The sequence below is a fragment of the Kocuria sp. NBRC 114282 genome, assembly GCF_030268385.1.
Lineage (GTDB): Bacteria > Actinomycetota > Actinomycetes > Actinomycetales > Micrococcaceae > Kocuria > Kocuria palustris.
In genome coordinates this window covers 627,940-641,646 of the sequence record NZ_BSQO01000001.1, presented here as the reverse complement: position 1 = coordinate 641,646, position 13,707 = coordinate 627,940, and the positions used below count along the sequence as shown (strand labels likewise).

Annotated in this window: 12 protein-coding genes; 7 read left to right on the top strand and 5 right to left on the bottom strand. The window is 71.3% G+C overall.

Annotated features, from left to right (window positions below; translation table 11 throughout):
* Positions 1 to 34: 34 nt before the first annotated feature.
* Positions 35 to 1,027, bottom strand: a complete 993-nt coding sequence (gene glpX, locus QSJ40_RS02970) for a class II fructose-bisphosphatase (RefSeq protein WP_006213404.1) — start codon at positions 1,025 to 1,027, stop codon at positions 35 to 37.
* 321 nt (positions 1,028 to 1,348) lie between these two features.
* Between glpX and QSJ40_RS02965 the strand changes: the two genes are divergently transcribed.
* The 5 genes from QSJ40_RS02965 to QSJ40_RS02945 all read left to right on the top strand — a co-directional run bounded on the left by QSJ40_RS02965 (position 1,349) and on the right by QSJ40_RS02945 (position 7,639).
* Complete coding sequence (locus QSJ40_RS02965) at positions 1,349 to 2,539, top strand: hypothetical protein (RefSeq protein WP_285728596.1); 1,191 nt, start codon at positions 1,349 to 1,351, stop codon at positions 2,537 to 2,539.
* A 78-nt stretch (positions 2,540 to 2,617) separates the two neighbouring features.
* The gene (locus tag QSJ40_RS02960; RefSeq protein WP_285728595.1) at positions 2,618 to 3,376 is read left to right on the top strand and encodes a DUF4245 domain-containing protein; all 759 of its coding nucleotides are present in this window, start codon (positions 2,618 to 2,620) and stop codon (positions 3,374 to 3,376) included.
* 53 nt (positions 3,377 to 3,429) lie between these two features.
* Positions 3,430 to 4,218, top strand: a complete 789-nt coding sequence (locus QSJ40_RS02955) for a carbonic anhydrase (RefSeq protein ID WP_235444516.1) — start codon at positions 3,430 to 3,432, stop codon at positions 4,216 to 4,218.
* A gap of 57 nt (positions 4,219 to 4,275) precedes the next feature.
* Positions 4,276 to 5,688 carry a class II fumarate hydratase gene (locus QSJ40_RS02950; RefSeq protein WP_053447780.1) on the top strand — a complete coding sequence of 471 codons (1,413 nt, stop codon included), beginning with the start codon at positions 4,276 to 4,278 and terminating at the stop codon, positions 5,686 to 5,688.
* 205 nt (positions 5,689 to 5,893) lie between these two features.
* The gene (locus QSJ40_RS02945; RefSeq protein ID WP_024289989.1) at positions 5,894 to 7,639 is read left to right on the top strand and encodes a pyruvate dehydrogenase; all 1,746 of its coding nucleotides are present in this window, start codon (positions 5,894 to 5,896) and stop codon (positions 7,637 to 7,639) included.
* Positions 7,640 to 7,701: 62 nt separating this feature from the next.
* Here QSJ40_RS02945 and QSJ40_RS02940 read toward each other — a convergent pair whose 3' ends face one another.
* The gene (locus QSJ40_RS02940; protein WP_285728592.1) at positions 7,702 to 8,220 is read right to left on the bottom strand and encodes an NUDIX hydrolase; all 519 of its coding nucleotides are present in this window, start codon (positions 8,218 to 8,220) and stop codon (positions 7,702 to 7,704) included.
* Positions 8,221 to 8,353: 133 nt separating this feature from the next.
* Positions 8,354 to 8,866, bottom strand: a complete 513-nt coding sequence (locus QSJ40_RS02935; RefSeq protein ID WP_285728590.1) for a prepilin peptidase — start codon at positions 8,864 to 8,866, stop codon at positions 8,354 to 8,356.
* A gap of 94 nt (positions 8,867 to 8,960) precedes the next feature.
* Between QSJ40_RS02935 and QSJ40_RS02930 the strand changes: the two genes are divergently transcribed.
* Both QSJ40_RS02930 and QSJ40_RS02925 read left to right on the top strand, forming a co-directional pair.
* Positions 8,961 to 9,722, top strand: coding sequence for a hypothetical protein (locus QSJ40_RS02930; protein WP_251714592.1), 762 nt, complete (start codon positions 8,961 to 8,963; stop codon positions 9,720 to 9,722).
* A 96-nt stretch (positions 9,723 to 9,818) separates the two neighbouring features.
* On the top strand, positions 9,819 to 11,102 hold the full coding sequence (locus QSJ40_RS02925; RefSeq protein WP_285728587.1) for a glycosyltransferase 87 family protein: 1,284 nt from the start codon (positions 9,819 to 9,821) through the stop codon (positions 11,100 to 11,102).
* 39 nt (positions 11,103 to 11,141) lie between these two features.
* Here the strand turns inward: QSJ40_RS02925 and phoH2 are convergent, their stop codons facing one another.
* Together phoH2 and QSJ40_RS02915 are read right to left on the bottom strand one after the other, a co-directional pair.
* Entirely contained in the window at positions 11,142 to 12,539 is a 1,398-nt protein-coding gene (gene phoH2, locus QSJ40_RS02920; protein ID WP_285728585.1) for an RNA 5'-3' helicase PhoH2, read from the bottom strand.
* Positions 12,540 to 12,733: 194 nt separating this feature from the next.
* The gene (locus tag QSJ40_RS02915; protein WP_006213416.1) at positions 12,734 to 13,495 is read right to left on the bottom strand and encodes an isoprenyl transferase; all 762 of its coding nucleotides are present in this window, start codon (positions 13,493 to 13,495) and stop codon (positions 12,734 to 12,736) included.
* Between the last annotated feature and the right edge of the window lie 212 nt (positions 13,496 to 13,707).

The following is a 13,707-nucleotide window of genomic DNA, read 5'->3' as shown; positions in this document are numbered from 1 at the left end:
GTGTCGAGCCTCACGAGGCCCCGAGCGGAAGGTCTCAGCGGGAGTACTTGGACCACTTCTCGGCCACGTGCTCGGCCTCGACCACGCGGACCGTGCCGGAGCGCGAGCGCATGACGATGGACTGGGTGGAGATGCGGTCGCCGCGGTAGCGCACACCGCGCAGCAGGTCGCCGTCGGTGATGCCGGTGGCCGCGAAGAAGCAGTTGTCCGTGGTCACCAGGTCATCGGTGGTCAGGACGCGGTCCAGGTCGTGGCCGGCGTCGATCGCGCGCTGGCGCTCGTCGTCGTCGATGGGGGCCAGGCGGCCCTGGATGACGCCGCCGGTGGCCTTGATCGCGCAGGCGGTCACGATGCCCTCCGGGGTCCCGCCGGTGCCCATCATGACGTCCACGCCGGTGCCGGCGCGGCAGGCGGCGATCGCGCCTGCGACGTCGCCGTCGAGGATCATGCGCGTTCGGGCGCCGGTGGCCCGGATCTCATCGACCAGGCCCTCGTGGCGCGGGCGATCCAGGACGCAGACGGTCAGCTGGTTGACGGGCACGCCCTTGGCGCGGGCGACCAGGTGAAGGTTCTGCTTGACCGGCAGGCGCAGATCCACGAAGTCGGCGGCCTCCGGGCCCACCACGAGCTTCTCCATGTAGAACACCGCGGAGGGGTCGAACATGGCGCCGCCGTCGGCGACGGCGATCACGGACAGGGCGTTGTTCATGCCCAGGGCGGTCAGACGGGTGCCGTCGATCGGGTCCACGGCGATGTCGCTGGCGGGGCCGGTGCCCTCGCCGACCTGCTCGCCGTTGAAGAGCATGGGGGCCTCGTCCTTCTCCCCCTCGCCGATCACGACGGTGCCGTTGAAGTCGACGGTGGACAGGAACGAGCGCATGGCATCGACAGCCGCGCCGTCCGCGCTGTTCTTGTCACCGGCGCCGACCCAGTGGCCTGCGGCGATCGCCGCCGCCTCGGTCACGCGGACCAGCTCGAGCGCCAGGTTGCGGTCGGGGGCGGACTGGGTGGTGGTCTGATCTGCCACTGGGGTTCCTCACCGTCGAGTACTCGTAGGACGTCGTCGTCATCGATATACGTCTCCCAGAGTAGCCGCGAAACGGGCTGGAAGGAGGGCGGGCACGTCTTCGGTGCAGGCCCGCGACCGTCCGCGCCCCTGATGCTCACCTGCGGCGGCCCGGGCGAGGAAGGGCCGTGCCGTCGCAGGCCGCCCTGACATATTCGCGGTGCCTGCAGCCCGACGGGCAGATCAGCGTGCCGTTCGGCACAGCGTGCCGCCCGAGGGCAGGGCTGCGCGCAGGCCTCGCGGCAGGATCCGATCGCTGTGGACCACCGGACCAGGAGCACCGTGTCGACTCCCACGCTGCACGAGATCCTCGAGGTCTCCGAGGACGCCGAGAGCTGGGACGGCCCCTGGGACGACGGCTGGGGAGCCGTCTCGGGCGATGAGGACGGCGCGCCCCAGGACCTGTTCGAGGAGACCCCGGACCAGGGCGAGACCGAGCCCCCGCCAGGCGACGAGGCGGACGCGACCGGTGGCGATGCCGAACCTGGCATGCCCGGGTGGGGCGCTCCCATCGAGGACGCGCCTCATGACGCACCGCCGACTGCTCCCCCTGCCCCGGACACCGCCGTCAAGGGCATCGGGGCCGGGGAGCCTGCACCGGATCGCTCGCAGCACGACCCGCGCAGACATGCCGGACTGGATGCCTGGGCGCAGATCAGCGGAGGCCGCCGGGGGCCGAGCTGGTGGGGCCCGGCCGAGGACCTGCGCCGACGGCTGCCCGAGGAGCCTCGTCCCGGACGGCGGCAGCAGGTCCGGCAGCGGCGAGCCCATGCTCTGCTGGGAGAGGAGAAGCAGGGTGAGCTCTGGTTCCCGACGCTCTTCGTCCGTCTGGCCGCGCTGGCCGCCATGAATGCCATGGTCATGGGCGAGATCGGCACAGGAATCCTCACGGGCCTCGGAGTCGGGCAGGAGCTCGAGGTCCAGCCGCGCGGCACCTTCAAGCCCAGTGGAGGATGGGTCAAGGCGGGCTCCGTGAAGCGCCGAGCCCGCAAGCCCGCCACCGCGCGCGTGGGAGACGTGGCCGTCGACTCGACGTCGCCGTCGGCCGGGAGCTCCATGAATGCAGCGGGGACGAGCACGGCGACGAAGTCCGCGGACGAGGACTCGGCCGAGGTTGCGACCCTGGCCAGGAGGGCGGCCGACCGGCAGGCGCACCTGCCCGCCCCCGTCCGCGCCTCCGTGCTGCGGCGGGCGCAGCGGACCGATCACTACTACGGCAGCGCCTGGCGCACCGGCGGTCGCGAGCCGGGGAGCCTGCCGCGGTACGTCTCGCAGATCCTGCGGATGAACGAGTGCGAGGCCGTCGTGATCTCCGCCTCGCGGATCGGCGAGGATCCCCAGTGGCGCAGCGCCCAGTACACCTACGACCTGCGCACCGAGGTCCCGGACCGCGGCCCGGCGCTGGGCCGCGGCGGACGTCAGGCTCCGGGGGCCGGCTCGAGCGACATCGCCGCGGGCCGGTTGGGGCGATGAGCACGCCGGGGCGGGCGAACCGGCCCCGGCGCCCGGGGCGGTTCGCCCGGCGCCGCGCGGGCGGGGCACAATGGGAGCGTGACGGAGAACGACGACAGCAGCAGGACCGGCTCGAGCGCAGCCCCCGCCCCCGCCGACCCCGCGCCCCGACGGACCCCCGAGGGGCGGCCCGTGCAGACAGCAGGCCCGGAGCCCGAGGCGCAGGAGGCTCAGCCGCAGCAGGCCGGCCAGGACCGCGGCAGCGGCGCCGACCAGGAGCCTCCGGTCGTCCCCCAGCTGACGCAGAAGCAGGCCAAGCGCGTCAATGCCCCGGCACGGGCCATGGTGCTGTCCATGGTGGTGCTCATCGCGCTCGTGCTGGTCTTCTTCTTCCTGCAGCCGCGCCCCGATGCCCAGACCTACCGCCCGGACGTCGACGTGCAGCGCGAGGCCGGCTACGCGGCCGACGTCGCGGACTTCGATCCCCTCGTCCCCGACCTCGGCGAGGGCTGGAGCCCCAACTACGCCCGCTGGGAGGGCCAGCAGTCCGACGGCGTGGACTCCTGGGACGCCGGCTGGGTGACCCCGCGCGGCGGCTTCATCGGGCTGATCCAGACCGATCAGGCCAACCCCACCTGGACCCTCGAGCAGATCGACTCGCTGCCGCAGGCGGACACCGTCGAGGCCGGAGGCATCGAGTGGGAGGTGCACTTCGGCGAGGATGATGACGACGAGCAGCGCACCGCCTGGATCGGCGAGGTCGAGGGCACCACGGTGATCCTGCAGGGCACCGCCCCCGACTCCGAGTTCGACCACGCCGCCCAGGCCGTCGCGGACGCCGCCGACGACGGCGCCTGAGCCGCACCCCTTCCCTTACACCCGCCTATTTCCATCCAACCCAGGAGGATCCCATGACCGCCGCAACGCGCACGGACGCGCAGACCGCCCCCGAGCAGCCGTCAACCGCACCTGCCGTCGAGGAGACCCCCGAGGCCGCCTCCCCGTCGGCCGAGCAGCCGACGACGACGGCGACCGCGCCTGCTGCCGCCGCAGCGCAGCTGACCCCTCGCCAGGCCTTGGAGAAGCTGCAGGCCGGCAACCTCCGGTTCGTGGAGGGCACCTCGGAGCACCCGAACCAGAACGCCTCTCGGCGCGAGTCCCTGACGCAGTCGCAGAACCCGTTCGCCACGATCTTCGGCTGCTCGGACTCCCGCCTGGCCGCAGAGATCATCTTCGACCTGGGCCTGGGGGACACCTTCGTGGTCCGCACCGCCGGGCAGGTCATCGACGACGCCGTGATCGGAACTCTCGAGTACTCGGTCGAGGTGCTCAACGTCCCGCTGATCGTGATCCTCGGCCACGACAGCTGCGGAGCCGTCACGGCCACGCGCGAGTCGGTGCGCAGCGGCGAGATGCCGCGCGGCTTCCAGCGCTCCCTCGTCGAGCGCATCATGCCGGCCGTCCTCGACAGCCAGCGCGCGGGCCGGGACTCGGTCGACGAGATCGTGGAGGCCAACGTCGAGATGGTGGCCCACCGCATCCTCGATCAGTCCCGCTCGATCGCCTCCGCCGTGTCCACGGGCCGGGTCGCGATCGTGGGCATGTGCTACAGCCTGCAGCACGGCCGCGCCAAGCTCACCTTCGGCCACGGCTCGTGGCTGGACGTCCCCGAGCACGGCGGCGTCGAGCACCAGGGCTGATCTGCGGCCGGGCCGCTCCGCCCAGCGAGCGGCCCGGCGGGACTCTAGACTGGCCCCATGACTGAGAACACGTCCGAATACCGCATCGAGCACGACACCATGGGCGAGGTCCGCGTACCCGCGGACGCCCTCTACAGCGCTCAGACCCAGCGCGCCGTCCAGAACTTCCCGATCTCGGGCAAGACCCTGGAGCGCCAGCACATCCGGGCGCTGGCCCAGGTCAAGAAGGCCGCCGCCAAGGCCAACCAGGAGCTCGGCGTCCTGGACGCCCAGCGCGCCGAGGCGATCCGCAGCGCCGCGGATCGCGTGGCCGCCGGCGAGTTCGACGACCAGTTCCCGATCGACGTCTTCCAGACCGGCTCCGGCACCTCGTCCAACATGAACACCAACGAGGTCCTCTCCAAGCTGGCCTCGGACGAGCTGGCCTCCGCGGACGTCACCGTGCACCCGAACGACCACGTCAACGCCTCGCAGTCCTCGAACGACGTCTTCCCCACCTCCGTGCACGTGGCCGTGACCTCCGCGCTGAGCAACGAGCTGATCCCGGCCATGGAGACGCTGGCCGCGTCGCTGGAGAAGAAGGCCGAGGAGTTCTCGGGCATCGTGAAGTCCGGACGCACCCACCTCATGGACGCCACCCCGGTGACCCTGGGCCAGGAGTTCGGCGGCTACGCTGCGCAGGTGCGCTTCGGCATCGAGCGCGTCCAGTCCTCGCTGCCGCGTGTGGCCGAGGTCCCGCTCGGCGGCACCGCTGTGGGCACCGGCATCAACACCCCGGACGGCTTCTCGGCGCGCGTGATCGAGCTGCTCGGCGAGGAGACGGGCCTGCCGATCACCGAGGCGCGCAACCACTTCGAGGCGCAGGCCAACCGCGACGGCCTGGTCGAGGCCTCCGGGCAGCTGCGCAACATCGCGTACTCCTACATGAAGATCAACAACGACCTGCGCTGGATGGGCTCCGGTCCCAACACCGGTCTGGGCGAGATCGCCATCCCGGACCTGCAGCCGGGCTCGTCGATCATGCCGGGCAAGGTCAACCCCGTGATCTGCGAGGCCGCGATCCAGGTCAGCGCCCAGGTCATCGGCAACGACACCACTGTGTCGCTGTCCTCCACCAACGGCGCCTTCGAGCTCAACGTGGGCATCCCCGTGATGGCCGCCAACCTGCTCGAGTCGATCCGCCTGCTGGCCAACACCTCCACGGTCATGGCCGAGAAGATGATCGACGGCCTCACCGCCAACGAGGACCGCTGCCGCTTCCTGGCCGAGGCCTCCCCCTCGATCGTGACCCCGCTGAACAAGGCGATCGGCTACGAGTCCGCCGCCAAGATCGCCAAGTACGCGGTGGCCAACAAGGTCACGGTCCGCGAGGCGACCGTCGAGCTCGGCTACGTGGACGGCGAGAAGCTCACCGAGGACCAGCTCGATGCCGCCCTGGACGTCACCACCATGATCGGGCAGTACAGGTGATCATCCCGCTGAGCTGACCCGCGCAGCCCCCCGGCCGCCCCTGCCGCGCTCACGCGAGGCAGGGGCGGCCGTCGTTGTCCGCTGACAGCGTGATGTCAGCCGCCTCACGATCGTCCCGTCGTCGATCGCATGCGTGCTTACGATGGTGTCATTCCAGACTCTGCGCAGGCCGCCCCCTGAAGCGACCGCGCCCGAAGGAGACGATATGAAGCTCGCAGACCAGATCGTGGCCCAGCTCCAGCAGGCCGGCGTCCGCCGGATCTACGGGATCGTGGGCGACAGCCTGAACCCCGTGGTCGATGCCGTGCGCCGCACCGGAGGTGCCGCCCAGGGCGGGATCGACTGGATCCACGTCCGCCATGAGGAGGGCGCGGCCATGGCCGCGGCCGCCGACGCCCAGCTCACCGGTGAGCTGGCCGTGTGCGCCGGTTCCTGCGGCCCCGGCAACCTGCACCTGATCAATGGGCTGTACGACGCCCAGCGCACCGGGGCGCCCGTGCTGGCCATCGCCTCGCACATCCCCTCGGCGCAGATCGGGCAGTCCTTCTTCCAGGAGACCCACCCGGACCGCCTGTTCAACGAGTGCTCCGTGTACTCGGAGATGATCTCCACGACCGACCAGTCCCCGCGCGTGGTGCGATCGGCGATCCAGAAGGCCACGACCCTGCACGGCGTGTCCGTCGTGACCCTGCCCGGCGATGTCGCCGATCTCGAGGCGACCGCCGAGACCCCGCAGTGGAAGCCGGTCATGGGCGCCAGCGTGGTCCCGGACACCGACTGCCTGGTCGAGCTGGCCGGGGTCCTGAACAAGGCCGACAACGTCGCCCTGTTCGTCGGCGACGGCGTCCGCGACGCCCACGACGCCGTGATCGAGCTCGCCGATGTGCTGGGCGCTCCGATCGGGCACTCGCTGCGCGGCAAGGACGCGATCCAGTTCGACAACCCGTTCGACGTCGGCATGACCGGCCTGCTCGGCTACGGCGCGGCCGCGGAGGGCATGAAGGATGCCGATGTCATGGTCATGCTCGGCACCGACTTCCCCTACGACCAGTTCCTGCCGGACACCCTGACCATCCAGGTCGACCGCGACGCCTCCGTGCTGGGGCGCCGCACCCAGGTCGACTACCCCGTCCACGGCGACACCCTGGCCACCGTGCAGGGGCTGCTTCCGCTGCTCAAGCGCAAGCGCAGCCGGTCCTTCCTCAAGAAGACACTCAAGCGCCACGACCGGATCATGAACCATGCCGTGGGCGCCTACACCCGCAACGTCAAGAGGCTCTCCCCGATCCATCCGGAGTACGTGGCCAGCGTGCTGGACGAGGTCGCCGCGCAGGACGCGGTGTTCACCGCCGACACCGGCATGACCAATGTGTGGCAGGCCCGTTACATCCGCCCGCTGGGAACCCGCCGGATCATCGGCTCCTTCAAGCACGGCACCATGGCCAACGCCCTGCCGCATGCGATCGGCGCGCAGTTCGCCTACCCGGACCGGCAGGTCATCTCCATGTCCGGCGACGGCGGCCTGTCCATGCTGCTGGGCGAGCTCGTCACGGCGGCCACCTACCGGCTGCCGCTGACGGTCGTGCTCTTCAACAACTCGACGCTCGGCATGGTCAAGCTCGAGCAGCTCGTGGACGGGCTGCCCGACTTCGGCGTGGACGTCCCGGACACGGACTACTCCCAGGTCGCAGCCGCCATGGGCTTCCAGTCCCGGCGCGTGATCAAGTCCAAGGAGGTCGAGCCCGCCCTGCGCGAGGCGCTGGCGCACCAGGGCCCCTCGCTCGTGGAGGTCATCACCGACCCGAATGCCCTGTCCATGCCACCGCAGATCTCCTCGGACCAGGTCTTCGGCTTCGCGACCGCGATCAGCAAGGTCGTGATGAACGGAGGAGCCGGCGAGGCCGTCTCGATGGCGCGCTCCAACCTGCGCAACATCAACGCGCTGCGCTGATCCGACCGGCAGACCGCGAGCCGTCCCCGTCCTCTTCGGAGGCGGGGGCGGCTCTTCTGCTCTCAGCTCCGAGGCGGCTCGTGGGCGCCCGTGGGGTCCTGGGAGGGACCGGGCTCCGTGGAGAACCGCGTGGTGCCGTCGAAGCCCATGGCGCAGCGGATGCGTCGCAGCAGGTCCTCGCGCATGGGCGGCAGGTCGTCCAGGTCGAACCAGTCGATCTCCGTGGACTCGTCGTCGTTCACGCGCGCGGTGCCGCTGACGTAGCGGCAGCGGAAGGTGTGGTCCAGGAACCGGCATCGGTCGCCGTTCGGGAAGACGACCTCTCCCCCGGCCTTCACACCGGCCAGGCCCTCGACTTCGCAGACCACGCCGGTTTCCTCGAGGCACTCGCGCACGGCAGCGGCCGCGGGCTCCTCGCCAGGATCCACGATGCCGGTGATCGGCGCCCAGTTCCCGTTGTCCGCACGCCGCCCCAGCAGGATCCGGCCCTCGTGCAGGACCACGGCGGTCGCTCCGGGAAGCCAGAGCAGATCATGACCGATCTTCTCGCGCAGGGACAGGATGTACTCGGGAGTGGGCACGGACTCCTCCTTCGATCAGTGGCGGGCCGCCCGACGACGGCCCGCGCAGCGGCAGCACCTCAGCGTCCCACAGCAGCCCGGGCGCCGACCGAGAGGCAGCGCCTCGGCCGCGCTGTACGCCCGGGCCGCGCTTTCAGACCACGACGAGCGCGGCGGCAGCACCCGCGATCATGGCCGGTCCGAACGGTATGCGCGTCTGCAGGTCGCGGCGATCGCGCACCACGACCACCAGAGCGGCCAGCCCGCCGAGCACGAAGGCAGCCGCGGTGGCCCACAGCAGCAGCCACAGCGAGTCGAAGCCCAGCACGGTGCCGATCAGCCCGGCCAGACGGACGTCGCCGGCGCCCAGAGCCCCGCTCGAGCCGCGGCGCAGCAGCCAGTACAGCCCCCACAGCGCAACCGCCCCGATCACCATGGCGAGGATCCGCGCGGGCTGCCCGGCCAGCAGCCCGGCTCCTGCCAGCCCCGCCGCGGCGGCGATCCACGCCGGGCGCACGATGTCCCCGGGCAGACGGTGCTCGCGCAGGTCCACCACTACGAGCCAGGTGCCCACCACGGCGAGTCCGGTGAGCACGAGCAGCAGCAGAGCCGCAGCAGCCCACTGCGCGGCCCCGCCGTCCAGAACCCCACCCAGGATCGCCCCCATGGACTTGAAGCTAGCCGAGGCGGCAGCTGCGAGGGAGGCCGTGCGAGCAGCTGTGGACAGCAGTGACCACGCTGCGACGACCTACGATGGCTGCATGACCCCGTCTGCGAGCGGTCGTCCCTGCGCCGCCCCCGCCACCGATCCGTCCGAGTTCGCCGCCCTGTGCCGGTCCTCCCCCTGGCGCTGGGGCACGGTGCGCTTCACCCTGAGCTGGCTGGGCCCCGAGACCGCCCCCGTGCGCTGCTGGATCCGCCGCCCGGAGGATCTGCGCGTGGAGGCACTGGACGGCACCGCGCTGTACACCTCCACGGATCTCGTGGGCTCGCGCGATGACTTCTACGTCTCCGCTCGCCCCGAGTCCTGGCTCGTGCGCCCTGGACTGCTCAGCCCCATCTACACCCGCTCGGGGCTGGTCGAGCGCCGTCCGGAGGCGGCCTACGGGGACCCGGTCTTCGGCGGCGGCCGGTGGCAGGCCGTCCTCGATCCGGTCGAGCTGGCAGGGCCCGCCCCGCAGCCGCTCTACCTCGCGGAGCGGGCCCCAGCGGCCCTCACCGAGATCCGCAGCGCCGTCGATGACGACGGCCGCCCCGTGCGCCGGGCCGTCGTCCGCCCGCTCGTGGGCTATCGTCCTGTGGAGCCCGGGCATCCGCTGGCTCCCGCACCCACCGCCGTGAGCATCGACGAGCAGACCGGGATCTGCACCGCGTCGGAGGTGCTCGAGGGCCCCGAGGCCGGCTCCGGTCACCGGCTGCGGATCGAGGCGGTCGACGACTACCTCAACGACGACCTGTTCACCCCCGTGTCCTTCCGGCTCACCGACGTCTCCCAGCACCTGCCGTGGAGGCTGCGGGGCTGAACAACTTCCGAGTCGCCCGCACGCCTGCCCGAGACCAGAGCTGCAGGCCCGGAAGCTCCACCGAACGATCCGCTCCCCACCGAAGGCGCCGCGCCCATGCCCTCTGCCGTCCTCGCCGACGAGTCCTCCTCCCCGTCGGCCCCGTCCGTGCTCCAGCGCCTGCTGATGTGGGCGGGGCTGCTGATCTTCACCGCCGTGTTCATCCTGGTGGTCCACAGCCAGCGTGAGGCCCCCGGGCTGGACATGCAGGTCTACTGGCGCGCGGCCCAGATCCTGCACGGCCAGAACCCGACGACTGACTACCTCTATGCCCCGAGCCTCGTGGAGGCCGGGAAGATCGAGCTGCCGTTCACCTACCCGCCCGCTGCCGCGATCCTCTTCCATCCGCTGGGGGCCATGTCCCTGGAATCGGCGTGGTCCGTGCTCAAGGCGGTCAATGCGGGGCTGATCGGGGTGTTCGTCGGAGTCGTGCTGCGCCTGGCCCCGATCTCGCGCGGCTGGTTCCTGCTGCGCCCGGTCCCCACGCTGCTCGCCTATGCGACGGCGCTGGGTCTGGCCTGGCACCTCTACCCCGTCTGGTTCACGTTCATCTTCGGGCAGATCAATGTCCTCCTGGCCGTGCTGATCCTCGCGGATCTCGGCCGTCGACGCAGCGGAGGCGCCGGCTCGGGCGTGCTCACCGGTCTGGCCGCCGGCCTGAAGATCACCCCGGCGGCCATGGGCCTGGTCCCGCTCGTGCTGGGCCGGTGGCGAACGATCATCGGCATGGTCCTCGGCGTGCTGATCACGGTCCTGGGCGCGGCCGTGGTCCTGCCCCGCGAGGTGCTCGACTACTTCACGCACCAGCTGTTCTCGACGGATCGTGTGGGCGACGCCGGACGGATCTCCAATCAGTCGCTCAACGGCATGCTGCATCTGTGGGGTCTGCCGGATGCCCTGGTCACCCCCCTGTGGCTGCTGCTCTCGGTCGCCGTGATCGTGCTCGGAGGGCTCGGCATCCGCCGCGCGGCGCGAGCCGGCGACCCGTTCTCCGCCGTCGTGCTGGGCGCGCTCGTGATGCTGCTGATCTCCCCGATCTCCTGGGAGCACCACTGGGTGTGGGTGCTGCCGCTGCTGTTCGCCCTGGTCCCGGACCGCCCGCGCAGCGCACCGCCTGCCGAATGGGCAGTGGCCGCGGTGCTGGCGCTGATGATCCTGGTGGCCTTCAGCGACAATCCGTCGGTCATGGCCGCCGAGTACCTGGGCGACCGCGGGGCCGACGTGGTCTTCAACGGTCCCCCTGCGCTCGAGCGGCTCGGAACCGTCCCCCTGCTCGTCTCCATGGCCGCTGGAGCATGGGTCGCGCTGCGGCCCCGGCAGGCATCGGCCGAGGACGCCTGAGCCCCGGCACGAGCTCCGGCCGGGGCCGAGGCGGTCGGCTCAGACCTCGGTGCGCTCGAGCACCTCGGTGACCAGCGCCGCGATCGGCGAGCGCTCGGAGCGGGTCAGGGTCACGTGCCCGAACAGCGAGTGGCCCTTCAGCGCCTGCACGACCGCCGCGATCCCGTCGTGACGGCCCACGCGCAGGTTGTCGCGCTGGGCCACGTCGTGGGTGAGCACGACCTTCGAGTTCTGCCCGATGCGAGACAGCACCGTCAGCAGCACGTTCTTCTCCAGGGACTGCGCCTCGTCCACGATGACCCAGGCGTCATGCAGGGAGCGGCCGCGGATATGGGTCAGGGGGAGCACCTCGAGCAGCCCGCGCGCGCTGATCTCGGCCATCGCGTTCTCGGAGACCACCGCGCCCAGGGTGTCGTAGACCGCCTGGCCCCACGGGCTCATCTTCTCCTCCTCCGAACCGGGCAGATAGCCCAGCTCCTGGCCGCCCACCGCGTGCAGCGGGCGGAACACGATGATCCGGCGGTGCTCCTGTCGCTCCAGGACCGCCTCGAGCCCGGCGCACAGCGCGAGCGCCGACTTGCCCGTGCCGGCGCGCCCGCCGAGGGAGACGATGCCGACCTGCGGGTCCAGCAGCAGATCGATCGCCATGCGCTGCTCGGCGGAGCGGCCGCTGAGCCCGAAGACCTCGCGGTCCCCGCGCACCACCCGGGTGCCGCCGTCGGGGCGCACCCGGGCCAGGGCGCTGCCGCGGTGCGAGTGCAGGATCAGTCCGGCGCCCGAGGGCAGCCCTTCCGAGCCGGGGACGTGGACGTCCTCGTCGGCGTAGAGGCGGCTCACGAGCTCGTCGTCGACGTCGAGCTCGACCATGCCCGACCACTCGTGCTCGTCGTCGCCGATCCACTCGGCGCGGTACTCCTCGGCGTCCAGGCCCAGCGCAGAGGCCTTCACGCGCATGGGCAGGTCCTTGGAGATCACGCAGACATCGTGGCCCTCATCGGCCAGGTTCCGGGCCACGGCCAGGATGCGCGAGTCGTTGTCGCGCAGCCGGAAGCTCAGCGGCAGCACGGTCTCGCTGATGTGGTTCAGCTCGATGCGCAGCCGACCGCCGTGATCGCCGAGCGGGATCGGGCGATCCAGCCCGCCATGGTCCACGCGCAGCCGGTCCAGCAGCCGCAGGGCCTTGCGCGCGAAGTACCCGAGCTCAGGGTCGTGGCGCTTGGCCTCCAGCTCCATGACCACGACGACCGGCAGCACCACGTCGTGCTCCGCGAAGCGCAGCACGGCACGGGGATCCGAGAGCAGGACCGAGGTGTCCACCACGTAGCAGCGCACTCCCGCGCGCGGGGGCTCGGCGCTCGGCTCAGGCCGCGGCGGTTCCTGCTCCGACGCTTGCACGGGGCCCTGCTGACCAGTGGGGTGGGTGGTGGTGCTCGTCATCCCGCATCCTCCTGCCGTCGGGGCGCCCGGATGGCTCATCCTCCGGTCCGCCTGGCTCCAACGTGGCACAGCGGCGCAGTGCCCGGACTCCGCTGGCATGAACGCAGCATGAATTGCACGTGTGTGATTCACCGGAGCGGGACAGGGTGCTCCCGCGATCGCCGGGCGCGGACCGGCCGCGTCGGCCGCGCCGATCAGCCGCCGAAGCGGCGATGGCGGTTCGCGTAGTCGCGCAGCGCGCGCAGGAAGTCCACGTAGCGGAAGTCCGGCCACAGGGCCTCGCAGAAGTGGTACTCCGAGTAGGCGGACTGCCACATCAGGAAGCCGGAGAGCCGCTGCTCCCCCGAGGTGCGGATCAACAGGTCCGGATCCGGCTGCCCGCGCGTGTAGAGGTGCTCGGAGATGTCATCGACGCTCAGGCGCTGGACGAGCTCGGCCACGTCCTCGCCGCGCTCGAGCGCCCCCGCGAAGATCTCCCGCACGGCGTCGACGATCTCCTGGCGCCCGCCGTAGCCCACCGCGATGTTCAGGTGAGGGCCTTCGTTCCCCACGGTCGCGCGCTCCAGCTCGCGGATGGAGCCGCGGAGGTCGTCGGGGAGCATCTCGAGAGCGCCGACCGCCTGGACCTGGCACAGGCTGCGGGTCTGCAGCGAGCTCATCAGCTCGGCGATGATCTCCAGCAGCGGTCCGAGCTCCTCGGCCGGGCGCTTGAGATTCTCGGTGGACAGGACGTACAGCGTGACGTGCGGGATCTCCAGATCCCGACACCAGCCCAGGAACTCGATGATCTTCTCGGCTCCGGCACGATGGCCGTCTGCGGTCGAGCCTCCGGACTGCTCCGCCCAGCGCCGATTGCCGTCCACGAGCACCCCCACGTGCCCGGGCAGCTGCTCGGGCGGCAGCCCTGCCTCGAGCCGCTGCTCGTACAGGCGGTACAGCGGGCGGGTCTTGGACACGCAGTCCCTCCATCTGGCGGTTCGGCTGCGGGCCTTGCGGCCCGGCACCCCTGTCCGGCCCCGCACGGTCTCTCATGGACCGGTGACGCCGCTGCCCCAAAGATAGCGCGGGCGCTGCTGGAGCAGCGGCGCATCCACCGCGCCGCCCATCCCGTCCTCTCGCGGCTGACGATGCACCCAGCTCGATCGCAGGCCGTTGGCCTAGCATGGAC

Coding starts and splice junctions, on each gene's coding strand:
- QSJ40_RS02930 (WP_251714592.1), top strand. CDS start 8,961: ATGACCCCGTCTGCGAGCGGTCGTCCCTGCGCCGCCCCCGCCACCGAT.
- phoH2 (WP_285728585.1), bottom strand. CDS start 12,539: ATGACGAGCACCACCACCCACCCCACTGGTCAGCAGGGCCCCGTGCAA.
- QSJ40_RS02950 (WP_053447780.1), top strand. CDS start 4,276: ATGACTGAGAACACGTCCGAATACCGCATCGAGCACGACACCATGGGC.
- QSJ40_RS02925 (WP_285728587.1), top strand. CDS start 9,819: ATGCCCTCTGCCGTCCTCGCCGACGAGTCCTCCTCCCCGTCGGCCCCG.
- QSJ40_RS02935 (WP_285728590.1), bottom strand. CDS start 8,866: ATGGGGGCGATCCTGGGTGGGGTTCTGGACGGCGGGGCCGCGCAGTGG.
- QSJ40_RS02945 (WP_024289989.1), top strand. CDS start 5,894: ATGAAGCTCGCAGACCAGATCGTGGCCCAGCTCCAGCAGGCCGGCGTC.
- QSJ40_RS02955 (WP_235444516.1), top strand. CDS start 3,430: ATGACCGCCGCAACGCGCACGGACGCGCAGACCGCCCCCGAGCAGCCG.